General features: G+C 73.8%; 12 protein-coding genes. 4 read left to right on the forward strand and 8 right to left on the reverse strand.

The features are described from left to right. The first annotated feature begins 234 nt into the window (after positions 1-234). The 3 genes from ACQEVC_RS18595 to ACQEVC_RS18605 all read left to right on the forward strand — a co-directional run bounded on the left by ACQEVC_RS18595 (position 235) and on the right by ACQEVC_RS18605 (position 5,444). Positions 235-1,950, forward strand: coding sequence for a glycoside hydrolase family 3 protein (locus tag ACQEVC_RS18595; RefSeq protein WP_432879046.1), 1,716 nt, complete (start codon positions 235-237; stop codon positions 1,948-1,950). Positions 1,951-2,046: 96 nt separating this feature from the next. Continuing rightward, positions 2,047-3,168, forward strand: a complete 1,122-nt coding sequence (locus tag ACQEVC_RS18600; protein WP_432879049.1) for a glycosyltransferase family 2 protein — start codon at positions 2,047-2,049, stop codon at positions 3,166-3,168. After that, positions 3,165-5,444 (forward strand): hypothetical protein, encoded by a 2,280-nt coding sequence (locus ACQEVC_RS18605; protein WP_432879051.1) that lies wholly within the window; start codon positions 3,165-3,167, stop codon positions 5,442-5,444. The genes ACQEVC_RS18600 and ACQEVC_RS18605 overlap by 4 nt, the downstream gene beginning before the upstream one ends. Positions 5,445-5,460: 16 nt before the next feature. On the opposite strand, the gene ACQEVC_RS18610 is transcribed toward ACQEVC_RS18605, so the two are convergent. The 7 genes from ACQEVC_RS18610 to ACQEVC_RS18640 form a co-directional block, all read right to left on the reverse strand. Beyond that, on the reverse strand, positions 5,461-6,729 hold the full coding sequence (locus ACQEVC_RS18610) for a D-arabinono-1,4-lactone oxidase (protein ID WP_432879053.1): 1,269 nt from the start codon (positions 6,727-6,729) through the stop codon (positions 5,461-5,463). Between the two features lie 8 nt (positions 6,730-6,737). Continuing rightward, on the reverse strand, positions 6,738-7,370 hold the full coding sequence (locus ACQEVC_RS18615; RefSeq protein ID WP_432879055.1) for an SAM-dependent methyltransferase: 633 nt from the start codon (positions 7,368-7,370) through the stop codon (positions 6,738-6,740). Between the two features lie 180 nt (positions 7,371-7,550). Beyond that, positions 7,551-8,777, reverse strand: a complete 1,227-nt coding sequence (gene fabF / locus ACQEVC_RS18620) for a beta-ketoacyl-ACP synthase II (protein WP_432879057.1) — start codon at positions 8,775-8,777, stop codon at positions 7,551-7,553. A 2-nt stretch (positions 8,778-8,779) separates the two neighbouring features. Continuing rightward, positions 8,780-9,019 (reverse strand): acyl carrier protein, encoded by a 240-nt coding sequence (locus ACQEVC_RS18625; RefSeq protein ID WP_107261778.1) that lies wholly within the window; start codon positions 9,017-9,019, stop codon positions 8,780-8,782. Between the two features lie 145 nt (positions 9,020-9,164). After that, on the reverse strand, positions 9,165-10,094 hold the full coding sequence (locus ACQEVC_RS18630; protein WP_432891521.1) for a beta-ketoacyl-ACP synthase III: 930 nt from the start codon (positions 10,092-10,094) through the stop codon (positions 9,165-9,167). 52 nt (positions 10,095-10,146) lie between these two features. Further along, the gene (locus tag ACQEVC_RS18635; RefSeq protein WP_432879062.1) at positions 10,147-11,322 is read right to left on the reverse strand and encodes an acyltransferase domain-containing protein; all 1,176 of its coding nucleotides are present in this window, start codon (positions 11,320-11,322) and stop codon (positions 10,147-10,149) included. Positions 11,323-11,455: 133 nt separating this feature from the next. Next, positions 11,456-12,676 (reverse strand): PucR family transcriptional regulator, encoded by a 1,221-nt coding sequence (locus ACQEVC_RS18640; RefSeq protein WP_432879066.1) that lies wholly within the window; start codon positions 12,674-12,676, stop codon positions 11,456-11,458. Positions 12,677-12,735: 59 nt separating this feature from the next. Here ACQEVC_RS18640 and ACQEVC_RS18645 point away from each other — a divergent pair, with 59 nt between their 5' ends. After that, positions 12,736-13,398: a phosphatase PAP2 family protein gene (locus tag ACQEVC_RS18645; RefSeq protein WP_432879069.1), complete on the forward strand. Its 663-nt coding sequence runs from the start codon at positions 12,736-12,738 to the stop codon at positions 13,396-13,398. Positions 13,399-13,532: 134 nt separating this feature from the next. On the opposite strand, the gene ACQEVC_RS18650 is transcribed toward ACQEVC_RS18645, so the two are convergent. Next, positions 13,533-14,183 carry a response regulator gene (locus ACQEVC_RS18650; protein ID WP_432891524.1) on the reverse strand — a complete coding sequence of 217 codons (651 nt, stop codon included), beginning with the start codon at positions 14,181-14,183 and terminating at the stop codon, positions 13,533-13,535. Positions 14,184-14,202 lie beyond the last annotated feature (19 nt).

A 14,202-nucleotide genomic window follows, 5' to 3' on the forward strand; every position in this document is an offset into this window, starting at 1 on the left:
GCCCGCCGGCTCGGCCCGGGCGCTACGCCGCCGACCGGGCCGCCGCCGACGAGTCGGCGGGCCGGCCGTGGTGGTCGTCAGCGGGCCGCCGGGGGTGGGCAACCCGTGGGGTCGGTCACGCCGGTCCGACCGGCGCCGTCCGGGTCGAGGCGCCGGTCGGACGCCGTCCGGACCCCGTGTTCCGGGTCCTTGGTCAAGTTGCCCGGGCGGTGGCGGGCTGGTGGGATAGCGGGCGTGTCGACTCCCCTCCGGCGCGCACTGGTCGTGCTTCCCCTCGTCACCGCCTTGATCGTCTCCGGCTGCGCCGGCTCGCGGGAGCCGGAGGCGGCTCCCGGGGCCGCGTCGCCGTCGCCCTCGTCGACCGGCGCCGCCCCGACGCCGGACCCGGCGACCCGGGCCGCCCGGCTGGTCGGCACCCTCGCCGACGAGGACCTGGTCGGCCAGGTGCTGATGCCGTACGCCTACGGCAACTCGGCGACCAAGGTCTCCGGCGGTTCGGCGGCCGGCAACCGGAAGCTGGCCGGGGTGGAGACCCCGGCCGAGATGATCGCCAAGTACCGGCTGGGCGGGCTGATCCTGGTCGGCTTCTCCGCGGACGACCCGACCAGCGACACCAACCCGACCACCAACGTCGACAACCCGGCGCAGGTACGCGAGCTGACCGCCGGACTACAGGCCGCGGCCGGAAAACTGCCGGCCGGTGCCGCCGGTGCGCTGGTCGGCATCGACCAGGAGTTCGGCGTGGTCACCCGGATCTCCGACGGGGTGACCAACCTGCCCAGCCCGATGGCCTTCGGCGCGGCCGGTGACCCGGCGATCACCGAGTCGGCCTGGCGGGCCGCCGGCACGGAACTCGCCGCGCTCGGGGTGAACGTCGACTTCGCGCCGAGCGCCGACGTACTCGAGGCGAACAGCAAGGTGATCGGCTCCCGCTCGTACGGGGCGGATCCGAACGCCGCGGGGGCGCAGGTCGGCGCCGCCGTGCGGGGATTGCAGGGCGCGGGCGTCGCCGCCACCCTCAAGCACTTTCCGGGGCACGGGCAGACCGCCGCCGACTCGCACAAGGGCCTGCCGGTGGTCACCGCCGACCGGAAGAAGCTGGAGTCCACCGCCCTGCCGCCGTTCTCGGCCGGGATCGCCGCCGGGGCCTGGCTGGTGATGGCCGGGCACCTCGACGTGCGGGCGGTCGACCCGGAGGTGCCGGCCACCTTCTCCCGCAAGCTGCTCACCGACATGCTCCGCGGGCAGCTCGGCTTCACCGGTGTGCTGGTGACGGACGCGATGGACATGGCGGCGGTGGCGAAGCAGCCGGCCGGCACGACCGCGGTCCGGGCGCTGAACGCCGGCAACGACCTGGTGCTGATGCCGCCGAACGTCACGGAGGCGTACAACGGGGTGCTGGCCGCGCTGCGGGACGGCTCGCTGCCCCGGGCCCGGCTGGTGGAGGCGGTGACCCGGGTGCTCACGCTGAAGTTCCGGCTGGCCGAGCGGCCCAGGCCGGAGATGGGCACGCTGAACAGCGCCGGCCACCAGGAGGCAGCCCGCCGGGCGGCGGCATCGTCGATCACCATGCTGCGCGGTCGCTGCGGCGGGCCGCTGCTGACCGGACCGGTGACGGTGACCGCGGCGAGCGGCCGGGAGCGGAGCCGGGACCGGCTCAGCCAGGCGCTCCGCGCCGCCGGGGTCAAGGTGACACCGTCCGGCGGGGCGGTGGTGCACCTCGTCGGGTACGGCGACACCGCCGCCGACCTGCGCGGCGACGCGACCGTGACGGTGGCGATGGACACCCCGTACCTGCTCGGCCGGGCCAACTCCAAGGTGCTGCTGGCGACGTACTCGTCGAATCCGGCCTCGTTGACCGCGCTCGCGGAGGTGCTGACCGGCCGCGCCCGGCCGACCGGGCGGTCCCCGGTGCCGGTGGGTGGGCTGCCCAGGACGAGCTGCTCCTGACCGGGCCGGGGAGCCCGGCCGCTGGTGAGATCAGTCACTGGGCTGGCTGGTAGCGTTCGGCTGTCCGGTGAGCGGGAGACGGGGGGTGTGCGGGCGGTGACGAGCCGGGAGCCGACCCTCTCCGTGGTCGTACCGATCTACAACGAGGAGAACGTCCTCCCGTTGCTGGTCCAACGGCTGCGGCCGGTGCTCGACGGGCTCGGCGAGCCGTACGAGGTGGTCGCGGTCGACGACGGCAGCAGCGACGCCACTCCGGCGATCCTGGTCGGGATGCGACGCGGCTGGCCGCAACTGCGGGTCATCCGGCTGCGCCGCAACAGCGGGCACCAGGCGGCGCTGATCGCCGGGCTGTTCCGGGCCCGGGGCGGCTACGTCGCCAGCATCGACGCCGACCTCCAGGACCCGCCGGAGGTCCTGGTCGAGATGCTGCGGCTGGCCCGCGACGAGGGACTGGACATCGTCTACGGGGTACGCGCGGACCGCTCCACCGACACCAGGTTCAAGCGCTTCACCGCGGGCCTCTACTACCGGCTGGTGCGCCGGCTGGTCGGCAACTCCGTACCGGCCCAGGCGGGTGACTTCCGGCTGCTCAGCCGGGCGACCGTCGAGGCACTGCGCGAGTTGCCCGAACGTCGCCCGGTGCTCCGGCTGGTGGTGCCCTGGCTGGGCTTCCCCAGCGGCGAGGTGAGCTACGTCCGCGAGGCACGGGCGGCGGGCAGCACCAAATACTCGCTGTCCCGGATGTTCCGGCTGGCCACCGACAGCATCACCAGCTTCTCCGCGGCGCCGCTGCGGGTGGCGACCTGGCTCGGTGCCGGCGGCATGCTGCTCTGCGTGGTGATGGTGGTCTTCGCGGTCGTCATGTACTTCCGCGACTCGACCGTCACCGGCTGGGCCTCGCTCTACGTCGCGGTGCTCTTCCTCGGCGCCGTCCAGTTGCTCTGCCTCGGGCTGCTCGGCGAGTACGTCGCCCGGATCTACGCGGCGGTGCAGGGCCGACCGGCCTACTTCATCGGCTCGGACACCGCCGACCTGGTCGACGAGTCGTCCCCGGCCACCGGTACGCCGCCCGCGCCCGACCCGCCCGAGCGCGACGACGACCACACCACGACCGCGCCGGCCGCGCGGAACGCCGCCGAACGGCCGGCGGCGACCCCGGCCGGAGGAACATCCGAAGGCCAGGCCAGCCACAACGGTGGCGTGCGGGCGGTACGGTGACCGCTACCGAAGCGGCGGTGGCCGACTCCGCCGCCCCGGCCGCACCGCCGCCGGCACCCGCACTGCTCCGCTGGGCACCGCTGCTGGTCGGCGCCGGCCACTTCGCCGTGGTACTGCTGGCCGCCGACACCGACCCCGCCGACCTCGCCCGGTATGCGGGCTACCTGCTGCTGGCCCTGATCCTGCCGGGCACCCTGGTCTACCGGGCGCTGCGCCGCCGGCCGCACACCCTGGTCGAGGACGTGGCGATGGGTGCCGCCGTCGGGCTGGTCCTGGAGTTGCCGGCCTGGGCGCTGTACGCCTGGCTCGGCCTCGCCGGCTGGCTCTGGACCTGGCCGGCGGCGATCGTCGCGCTCTTCCTGGCGGTGCCCCGGCTGCGCCGGCACTGGCTGGTCCGGGACTACCGGCCCACCCCGGTCGGCTGGTCGTGGTCGGTGGCCGGGGCGGTGGCGTTCTTCACCACCTATCTCTCCAGCACCTTCCTGGAACGCAACCCGATCCTGCCCACCTCCGAGGAGACCCACCAATACCTGGACCTCGCCTACCAGCTCTCGCTGGCCGGCGAGGCGAAGCACCAGTTCCCGATCCACCTGCCCCAGGTCGCCGCCGAACCGCTCGACTACCACTGGTTCGGCTACGTGCACATGGCCGCGACCAGCCTGATCGGCGGGATCGACCTGCCGGTGGTGGCGCTCCGGCTCACCATCCCGGCGCTGTGCGCGGCGGCGATCGTGCTCACCGCCGTGCTGGGCTGGCGGGTCAGCGGGCGGCCGGCGGTCGGCGCGATCGCCGCAGTGCTCTTCTTCGTGATCGGGGAGACCAACTTCACCGACCCGGTGACGATGCCGTTCGGCACCCAGGCGTCGTTCGTGATCTGGCACGGCATGTCGATGATCTACAGCTGGGTGCTGCTGATCGCGCTGATCGCGGTACTCGCCGACGTGGTGGACCGGCGCCCGGACCGGCCGGTGGCCGCGATCGGCCGGGGCGCGTTCGTGCTCGCCCCGCTGCTGATGCTCGCCTCCAGCGGGGCGAAGGCCAGCTCGCTGCCGGTGGTCGGGCTGGCGCTGGCGTTCACCGCGGTCGCCCTGCTGGTCGCCACCCGACGGATCCCGTGGCTGGTGGTCGGTGCGGGGCTGGCCACCGCCGCCGCGCAACTCTTCGCCACCGCCGTGCTCTACCGGTTCAAGGCGTACGGGATGGAGGTCGATCCGCTGGCCAACAGCCTGGAGCCGTACTGGACACCGCCGCCGGAAGGCTGGCCCCTCCCGCTGGTGTACCTCGCCGTGGCCGCCGCCTTTCTGCTGAACATGCAGCTCCGGGTGGTGGGCATCGGCCCGCTGCTCTGGCTGCGCCGGGGCCGGCTCGAACCGGTGCAGTGGTTCCTGCTCGGCGGCGCGCTGGCCGGCCCGGTGCTCTACCTGCTGCTGCGCCAGCCCGGCGGGGCGAACCAGTACTTCACCCGGGCCGGGTTCACCTTCGCGGTGGTCCTCTCCGCCTGGGGGTACGTGATGGTCGCCGAGCGGGCCAAGCTGACCCGGCGCTCCGGTACGGTGCTCGGGCTCTGCGCGCTCGCCGTGGCCGCCGCGCTGGTCGCGTTCCAGTTCCGGTACGCCGAGCCGGCCGCCGGGGAGACCATGTTCGACTGGCTGCGGCCACTGCTCTGGTGGTCGGCGGGGCTCGCGGTGCTGGCGGTGATCGCCATCGGGATCTGGCTGCCGGCCAGCCTCGGCATCGCCGCGCTGCACAAGCGCGGCGCGATCGCACTGCTCACCGCCGTGCTGGTGGTCGGAGCGCCCGGCCTGCTGATGGACATGCGCAAATCGGAACGCTCCCCGAACGGCGGCGCGTACGCCAACATCGCGCTGCCGAAGAGCCGGGTCGACGCCGCCCGGTGGGCGCGGGAGCACAGTGAACCCGGCGACGTGCTGGCGACCAACGTGCACTGCCTGGCGGTGGTGAACGGCTGGTGCGACGCCCGCTCGTTCTGGCTCAGCGCCTACGCCGAGCGCCGGGTACTCGTCGAGGGCTGGGGATTCGCGCCCCGGGTGGCGGCGTCCGGCGCGTACACCCCGTTCTGGGACCAGGAGCTGTTGCGGCGCAACGACGCGGCGTTCACCGAGCCGACCGAGGCCGGGCTGCGTGAACTGCGGGACCGGCACGCCGTGCGCTGGCTGGTGGTGGACCGGTCGGTGGGTACGGAGTCCCCGGAGCTGGGCCGACTGGCCCGGCTGCGGTACGAGAACGGCCGGATGGCCGTCTACCAGATTCCCTGAACCGCCGAGGGCGGGCTCAGCCGGCGGGGAAGTAGCGGTCCAGCATTTCGTTGCGGAACTTGCCGCTCGGGTCGTACCGGCGGACCAGCTTGGCGAAGTCGGCGTACCGGTCGTAGCGGTCGCGGAGCTGCTCCGGCGGGGTGCCGAAGAGCTTGCCCCAGTGCGGCCGGGGCGCGTACGGCGCGAGCCGCTCCTCGACCGCCGCCAGCACCGGGAGCACCGCCTCGGTGTCCTTGACCCAGGTGAAGTGCAGGGCGGCGCTGTCCCGCCGGTAGCTCGGGCTCAGCCACAGCTCGTCGGCGGCGATGGTGCGGATCTCCGAGATCTGCAGCACCGCGGCGATCCGGTCGGCGATGCCGTCCAGCGCGGTCAGCGCCGCGACCAGGTGTTCACGCGGCACGAAGAACTCCGACTGGAGTTCCTCGCCGCTGCTGGGCGTGAATTCGAGCCGGAAGTGCGGCAGCCGGGCGTGCCAGGGCCCCGGCACGCCGAGCTGCTCGGTGCAGTGCACCGTCGCCATCCCCGGCACCGGGTGCCGGGGCTCGGCCGCCAGGGTGGCACCGTGCCAGTGTGGCTCGGCGGCACCTCCGCCGGCCGCGTCCACCCGGCGCTTCACCCACACCTGGTTGATCCGGGGACCGGTCCAGTCGGTGAAGAGGCTGACGCTGTAGCCGCCGCCCAGGATCTCGGTGGCGTGTGCGTCGAGCTGGTCGCGGGGCAGGTCGTCGTAGACGTACTGGGCGATCTCGAAGGTCGGGACGAGATCGAGGGTGAGCCGGGTGACCACGCCGAGCGCGCCGAGCCCGACCACAGCGCCGAGGAAGTCGTCGCCGTCGGCGCCGCGGCGCAGCGTCACCAGGCCGCCGTCGGCGGTGACCAGCTCCAGCGCGGCGACCGCGGTGGCGAGGTTGCCGTTGTCCGGCCCCGAACCGTGGGTGCCGGTGGCGCAGGCGCCGGCCACCGAGATGTGCGGCAGCGAGCCGAGGTTGTGCAGGGCGAAGCCGGCCCGGTGCAGCTCGCCGACCAGGTCGCCGTAGCGGAGCGCCGCCGAGACGGTGACGGTGCGGGCCGCCCGGTCGACCTCCAGCACCGGCGGCAGGCCGGCGACCGAGACGAGGTCGCCGGTGGTGTCGGCGATCCGGTTGAAGGAGTGCCCGGTGCCGAGGGCGCGGATCCGGTCGCTGCCGGCGACCAGCGAGCGCAGCTCGGCCAGCGAGCCCGGCCGGTGCAGCCGGCGTGCCCGGAAGTCGACGTTGCCGGCCCAGTTGTGCAGCGGGGTGGTCATCGCGGCCGTCAGTTGGCGTCGGGAACGAGTGCCGGAGTTCGCATCCGCATCATCCAGTGGCTGGTCGGTATCCGGGTGGCGTCGTCCACGACCTCGCCGTCGACGTCCGCGAAGGTCTCCCGGCCGAGTGCCACGAACGCCTCGGGGGTACGGACGTACTCGCCGCGGTCGTTGCGCGACATCCACCGGGAGATCGGGTGCTGGCCCGGCACCAGGGTGGGGTCGACGGCGATCACCCGGCCGCCCGGGGCGAGCGCCTTGGCCGAGACCCGCAACAGGTGCCGGCATTCGTCGTCGGAGAGGTGGTGCAGCAGCCCGAGCAGCAGGATCGCGTTGGCCGGCGGGATCTGGGCCAGGTGCTGCTCGCCGAAGATCTCGCAGCGGAACTCGACGCCGTCGCCGCCCCAGCGGTTGCGGGCGTGCGCGATGTATTTCTCGCTGGTGTCGAAGCCGTAGTAGCGGACCTTCGGCAGCCGCCCGAAGTAGTAGGCCGGGCCGCAGCCGACGTCGATGATCGTGTCGCCGTCGACCAGCGCGAGTTCGTCCAGGCAGCGGTAGCGGAGCCGGTCCGCGCCCAGGCCTTTCTGCAGGGCCACGTACAGCGCCTCGTGCCCGAGCAACCCTTTCAACGCCGCCAGCATCCGCGCCTCTCCTCGGCTCGCCGTCCTGCGGAACGGCGCCCGCCGCTACCGGTGGCGCGGCAGGCGCCAGAACGACCGAAATCTACCATCGGCAGCCGACCGGACGGTGCCGGCCGGGTACGCGCTCCGGGCGTACCCGGCCGGCACCGCCGGTGATGGAGCGGGACATCCGGCGGACGGTCAGACCCGGGCGAAGACGAGGACCGCGTTGTGGCCACCGAATCCGAATCCGTTGTTGAGCGCCGCCGGCACGTCCATCTGCCGGGCCTTGTGCGCGGCGACGTCCAGGTCGAGGGCGTCGTCGGGGTCGTCGAGGTTGATCGTCGGCGGGATCACCCCGTCCCGGATGGCCAGGATGGTGGCGATCGACTCCAGCGCGCCGGCGGCACCCAGCAGGTGCCCGGTCATCGACTTGGTCGCGGTCAGCACCGGGTGGGTACCGAGCGCGGACCGTAGGGCGACGATCTCGGCGATGTCACCGACCGGGGTGGAGGTGGCGTGCGCGTTGACGTGCACGATGTCCGAGCGGTCGATGCCGGCGTCGGCGATCGCCATGTTGATCGCCCGGATCACGCCGCGCCCCTCGGGATGCGGCTGCACGATGTCGTACCCGTCGGAGGTGAGCGCGGCGCCGGCCAGCCGGGCGTAGACCCGGGCCCCGCGCGCGGCGGCGTGGTCGGCCCGCTCCAGGACGACCGCGCCGGCCCCCTCGCCCAGTACGAAGCCGTCCCGGCCCTTGTCCCACGGTCGGGAGGCGCGCTCCGGGTCGTCGTTGCGGGTCGACATCGCCCGCATCGAAGCGAACCCGGCGATCGGCAGCGGGTGCACGACCGCCTCGGTGCCGCCGGCCAGCACCACGTCGGCGCGGCCGGAGCGGATCATGTCGAGTCCGAGCGCGATCGCCTCGGCCCCGGTGGCGCAGGCGCTGGCCACCGAGTGGACTCCCGCCTGCGCACCCAGCTCCAGCCCGACCCACGCGGCCGGGCCGTTCGGCATCAGCATCGGGACCGTGTGCGGGGAGACCCGCCGCGGCCCGGACGCCTCCAGGATGTCGTCCTGGGCGAGCAGGGTCTGCGCCCCGCCGATGCCGGAGCCGACGCTCACCGCGAGCCGCTCCGGGTCCGGCGGCGAGTCGGCGAGGCCGGCGTCCGCCCAGGCCTCGTGCGCGGCGATCAGTGCGATCGCCTCCGACCGGTCGAGCCGGCGCAGCTTGACCCGGTCCAGTTTCTCGGTCGGTTCGACCGCGAGCTGGGCGGCGATGCGTACCGGGAGCTGCCCGGCCCACTCCTGGGTGAGCGGACCCACCCCGGAGCGGCCTGCCAGCATGGCCTCCCAGGTCGACGCGACGTCCCCGCCGAGCGGGGTCGTCGCGCCGAGCCCGGTGACGACGACGTCGGGACGACTCATGGTCAGGACTGCGCCTCGATGTAGGCGACGGCGTCGCCGACGGTCTTGAGGTTCTGGACGTCGTTGTCCGGGATCTTGACGCCGAACTTCTCCTCGGCGGCCACCACGACCTCGACCATGGAGAGCGAGTCGACGTCGAGGTCGTCGGTGAACGACTTCTCCTCGGCGACGTCGTCCGGGCTCACCCCGGCAACCTCTTCGAGGATCTCGGCGAGGCCGGCGGTGATCTCGTCACGGGTCATTGTGGTTCTTTCCTCTCCATGGATGGATATCTGCGGTGGCGGATCCGTCCGCCGCCGCTGGTCAGCGTCCGACCGGTGGATGGTGGTGGAGCCGGGCCGGCGGCCGCGCCGTTCCGGCCCCGGAGCACCGGTCAGGGGCACCGGGTCAGGGGCACCGGACGACCTGTCCGGCGTAGGTGAGGCCGCCGCCGAAGCCGAACAGCAGCACCGGGGCGCCGGACGGCACCTCCCGGCGTTCGACCAGCTTGGAGAGGGCCAGCGGCACGCTCGCCGCCGAGGTGTTGCCAGACTCGACGATGTCCTTGGCGATCACCGCCTGCGGCATGTCGAGCCGCTTGGCGATGCCCTCGATGATTCGCAGGTTGGCCTGGTGCGGCACGAACGCGGCGATCTCCGACGGGGCGACACCGGCCCGCTCGCAGGCCTTCAGGGCGAGCGGGGCCAGTGCGGTGGTGGCCCAGCGGAAGACCGACTGCCCCTCCTGCTGGATGTACGGGCGCCAGCCCTCGATCCGGACCGCCTCGCTGCGCTCCGGGACCGAGCCCCAGACCACCGGCCCGATGCCGTCCGGCTCGTCGTCCCCGGTGGCGGTGAGTACGGCCGCCCCGGCGGCGTCGCCGAAGAGGATGCAGGTCGACCGGTCGGTCCAGTCGGTGAAGTCGGAGAGCTTCTCCGCACCGATCACGATCGCGTTGCGGGCGGCACCGGCCCGCAGCGCGTGGTCGGCGGTGCCGAGCGCGTACGAGAAGCCGGAGCAGGCGGTGTTGATGTCGAACGCGCCCGGTGCGTCAATGCCGAGCTTGGCGGCGACCCGGCAGGCGGTGTTCGGGCTGCGGTCGATGGCAGAGCAGGTGGCCACCACGACCAGGTCGATGTCGGAGGCGGCCAACCCCGAGTTGGCCAGTGCCTTGTCGGCCGCGGCGGCGGCCATGTCGGCGACGGTCTCGGTGTCGGCGATCCGCCGGGTGACGATGCCGACCCGCTCGCGGATCCAGGTGTCGTTGGTGTCGACGAGCTGGGCCAGGTCGTCGTTGGTGAGTACCCGCGACGGCTGGTAGTGGCCGAGCGCGATCATCCTGCTCACCGGACCACCGCCGGGCGGTGGTCCGGGTTCTCCCGGTGACCGATCATGAACGCTGTCCTCCGATGCGGGCGACGGGCTGGCCCGGGGCGACCGGGTCGTCGTGGTGGGCGAGCCATTCGGTGAGTACGCCGGAGCCGTGCGCGGTGACCTCGACCGCGCCCTGCCGGGTGGCGACGTGCCCGACGACCTGCCCGGACTCGATGGCGGTGCCCTCGGCCAGGCCCTCGACCGGTGCGAAGGTGCCGGCGGCACCGGCCACCACCACCCGGAACCGGGTGGCCGGCCGGTGCCCGGACGGTGCGCCGTGCCGGGCGATCAGGTCGCGGGCCGCGGCCAGGTCGTCCGGGGTGTTCAGGGTGACGATCTCGGGGACCTGACCGGTGCCCTTGAGTTCCCGCTTGATCAGCCCGGCCAGGGTGCCGGCCGGGGGCAGCTCGATCACCGCGGTCACGCCGAGGTCGGCGAGGCGGCGGACGCAGACGTCCCAGCGGACCGGGGCGGTCACCTGGCGGACCAGGCGTTGCAGCATCTCCCGTCCGTGGTCGACGGCGGTGCCGTCGGCGTTGGAGAGCAGGATCCGGGTCGGGTCGCTCGGGGTGATCCCGGCCGCGATGCCGGCGAGGGCCTGCTCGGCCGGTGCCATGTAGGGGGTGTGGAAGGCCCCGGCGACCTTCAGGGCGATCACCTTGGTGCCGGCGGGCGGGTCGGCGGCGAACTTGGCCAGCCGGTCGACCGCACCGGCCACCACGATCTGGCCGGCGCCGTTGAAGTTGGCCGGGTGCAGCTCGTGTGCGGCGAGGGCGGCCAGCACCTCGTCCCGGTCGCCGCCCATCACCGCCGACATTCCGGTCGGTTCCAGCGCGCAGGCGGTGGCCATCTCCCGACCCCGTACGCCGGCCAGGGTGACCGCCGCCTCCGGGCTCAGTACACCGGCCAGCGCCGCTGCGGCCAGTTCACCGACGCTGTGCCCGGCGGTTGCCGTCACGTCGTGCATCGGAAGCTGTTCGGCGGCGAGCAGGGCGGCGGCGACCAGCAGCGGCTGGGTACGCGCGGTGTCCCGGATCTCGTCGGCGTCACCCTCGGTGCCGAGCCGGACGAGGTCGACGCCGGCCAGCACGGACCACCAGCGCAGCCGGGCGGCTGTGCCGGGGAGCTGGAGCCACGGGGTCAGGAAGCCGGGCTTCTGGGAACCCTGGCCGGGCGAGAGTACGGCGAGCACGCTTACGACTCTCCTGGATCATCCGTCCCAGCGTGGTTGCCGTGATGTACCAATCCGCACTACCAGCTTTGTGGGGAACCTACAAAGATCCATGGCAGTCACGGACTTCTCGTTCCGTCTGTCCCATACGGGGCTACTGTCCCGTCCCTGGCCCGACCGGGGCGGACGGATCCAACCGTCCGATCGTCAACGCCATCCGCAACGCGAAGGAGTCCCGGGCGGTGAGCGGAGAGAATCCCGTCACATCCGCGACCCGGCGCAGCCGGTACCGCACCGTGTTCGGGTGCACGAAGAGCGTCCGGGCGGCACTCTCCAGCACACCGCCGGCCGCGAAGAACGCGTCCAGGGTCTCCAGCAGTTCGCCGCCGGCCCGGACCAGCGCGGCGAAGACGTCCTGGCGCAGCGCCCGCCGGGCCTCCGGGTCACCGGCCAGGGCCCGCTCGGGGAGCAGGTCGGCGGCGGCCACCGGGCGGGGCGCGGCCGGCCAGGCCGGTGCGGCCCGGAAGCCGGCCAGCGCCGCCCGGGCCGAGTCGGTCGCCGCGTCCAGGCTCGGCACGGCCGGCCCGACCACCACCGGACCGGGGCCAAACCCGGCGAGCATCTTCGCGGTGGCGGCGAGCGGGTCGGTCGCGCCGCCGAGCACCAGGACGAGGCGGTCACCGTGCACCCCGCCGATCATCTCCAGGCCGAGCCGCCGGGTGACCCGGTAGATGGTGTGCAGCACGGCGGCGACCTCGCCGCCCGGGGACCGGCCCACCGCCACCGCCACCGGTGGGGCGTCCGACCAGCCCAGCGCCGCCGCCCGGCTGGCCAGCACGTCCGGGGAGTCGCCCCGGAGCAGCGCGTCCACCAGCAGCGCCTGGAGGCGGGCGTCCCAGGAGCCGCGCGATTCGGCGGCCCGCGCGTACACCCGGGCGGCCGCGAAGGCGATCTCCCGGGAGAACTTGAGTACGGCCTCGTGCAGCAGCCGCTCCTCGCCCGGTGCCGCGAGGTGCGGTACCTGCTCCTCCACCACGTCGATGGTCACCTTGATCAGGGCCACCGTCTGCTGGAGGCTGATCGACCGGGCCAGCGCCCGGGGCGCGGCGGCGAAGACCTCGTCCGGACTGTCGGCCAGCGCGTCGGCGCCGCTGCGGTCGTCGGCGTCCGGTCGCGATCGCAGCCACTCGACCAGGGATCGGACGCCGGCCTGGGCGACCAGCATCACCCAGGACCGCTGCTCGGCCGGCAGGTCGCGGAACCAGGGCAGCGTCTCGTCCATCCGGGTGACGCTGGCGCTGGCCAGGTTGCCCGCCGCCCGTTCGATCCGACGCAGCGTGGCCGCCAGTTCGCCGTCGCCCGCCTCGCTCGCCATCGGCCCAGCGTGCCACGCGGAATCCCGGACGCCGCCACCGGCCGTGGCATCATGGCCCGATGGTCGCCCGCCCGCCGCTGGTGGTCCCGCTGCTCGCGCTCGCCGGTTTCCTGGTGCTGCTCGCACTGACCGTGGCCGGCTGGGCGCCGCTGGACCGGTTCGACACCGCCGTCAGCGACACCTTCCGGGGGTACGGCGACACCAGCCCTCGGGTGGTCGACGTGCTGCGGATCGCCACCGACGTCGCCGCCACGGTGCCGTTCCTGGTCGCCGGCCTGGCCGTCACGGTGGGGCTGGCCGTCCGGGGCGGGCGCCGGGCGGCCGCGCTCTGCGCCGTGGTGACGGTGCTGATACCGGTGCTCTGGGGGCTGATGCACTGGCTGGTGCACCACCCCCGGCCCGAGGACGGCTTCGTCGTGATCACCAGCAACGGGTTTCCGAGCGGGCACACCAGCAACGCGGCGGCGGCGGCGCTGGTGGCCGTACTCCTGCTCTGGTACCGGCTCGGCGGCCCGGCCCGGGTGCTCACCGTCGCGCTGGCCGTGGCCTTCGCGGCCTTCGTGGGACTTACCCGGCTGGCCCTGTTGGCGCACTGGCCGACCGACGTGCTCGGCGGCTGGCTGCTCGCGCTCGCCGTCGTCCCGCTGGCCGCCCGGGTGGTGCCGCCCCCGGCCGGCAGTCCCCAGGCACCCGACCGCCGGCCGGACCAGGCCGTCCGGTAGCGCGTCCCGCTCTGGTCGTCGACGGCTCGGCCGCCAGCCCGACCGGTGGCGGACCGGGTCGGTCCGAGGCGGGACGGGACACCAGGGGCCGGGCCCGGAGGGCGACGGGCCGCGGGGGGACCGGGACGGGTCGGTCAGGGCGGCGGCAGGCCCAGTTCCTGCGCCAGGATCGCGGCCTGCACCCGGCTGCGCAGGCCGAGCTTGCCGAGGATCCGGCTCACGTGGGTCTTGGTGGTGCTCTCCGCCATCGTCAACCGCTCGGCGATCTGCTGGTTGGACAGCCCCAGCCCGAGACAGGCCAGCACGTCCCGCTCCCGGGGCGTCAGGTCGGCCACCGCCGTCCGGGCGGTTGCCGGGGTGGTCGGCGTGGTGGCGGCGAAGGCGGTGATCAACCGACGGGTCACCGCCGGTGCGATGATCCCCTCGCCCCGGGCGACGGTACGCACCGCGTCGACCAGCCCGTCGGCGTCGGTGTCCTTGAGCAGGAATCCGGACGCGCCGGCCCGGAGCGCGCCGAAGACGTACTCGTCGAGGTCGAACGTGGTCAGCACCAGGACATCGGCCAGCCGCTCGGCGACGATCTCGGCGGTCGCCGAGACACCGTCGAGCCGGGGCATCCGGACGTCGAGCACCGCCACGTCCGGCCGGAGCCGCCGGCACAGTGCCACCGCCTCCTCGCCGTCGGCCGCCTCGCCGACCACGTCCAGCCCGGGCGTAGCGGCGAGGATCAGCACCAGACCGGCCCGGACCGCGTCCTGGTCGTCGGCGACCACCACCCGGATCACCCGGCCCGCCCCCGATCCG

The organism is Plantactinospora sp. CA-294935 (assembly GCF_050936445.1).
Lineage (GTDB): Bacteria > Actinomycetota > Actinomycetes > Mycobacteriales > Micromonosporaceae > Plantactinospora.

Bases quoted from the DNA above. Each gene is read 5' to 3' on its own strand.
- ACQEVC_RS18630 (WP_432891521.1), bottom strand. From the start codon at position 10,094: ATGATCGCGCTCGGCCACTACCAGCCGTCGCGGGTACTCACCAACGAC.
- ACQEVC_RS18610 (WP_432879053.1), bottom strand. From the start codon at position 6,729: ATGACCACCCCGCTGCACAACTGGGCCGGCAACGTCGACTTCCGGGCA.
- ACQEVC_RS18615 (WP_432879055.1), bottom strand. From the start codon at position 7,370: ATGCTGGCGGCGTTGAAAGGGTTGCTCGGGCACGAGGCGCTGTACGTG.
- ACQEVC_RS18625 (WP_107261778.1), bottom strand. From the start codon at position 9,019: ATGACCCGTGACGAGATCACCGCCGGCCTCGCCGAGATCCTCGAAGAG.
- ACQEVC_RS18640 (WP_432879066.1), bottom strand. From the start codon at position 12,676: ATGGCGAGCGAGGCGGGCGACGGCGAACTGGCGGCCACGCTGCGTCGG.
- fabF (WP_432879057.1), bottom strand. From the start codon at position 8,777: ATGAGTCGTCCCGACGTCGTCGTCACCGGGCTCGGCGCGACGACCCCG.
- ACQEVC_RS18645 (WP_432879069.1), top strand. From the start codon at position 12,736: ATGGTCGCCCGCCCGCCGCTGGTGGTCCCGCTGCTCGCGCTCGCCGGT.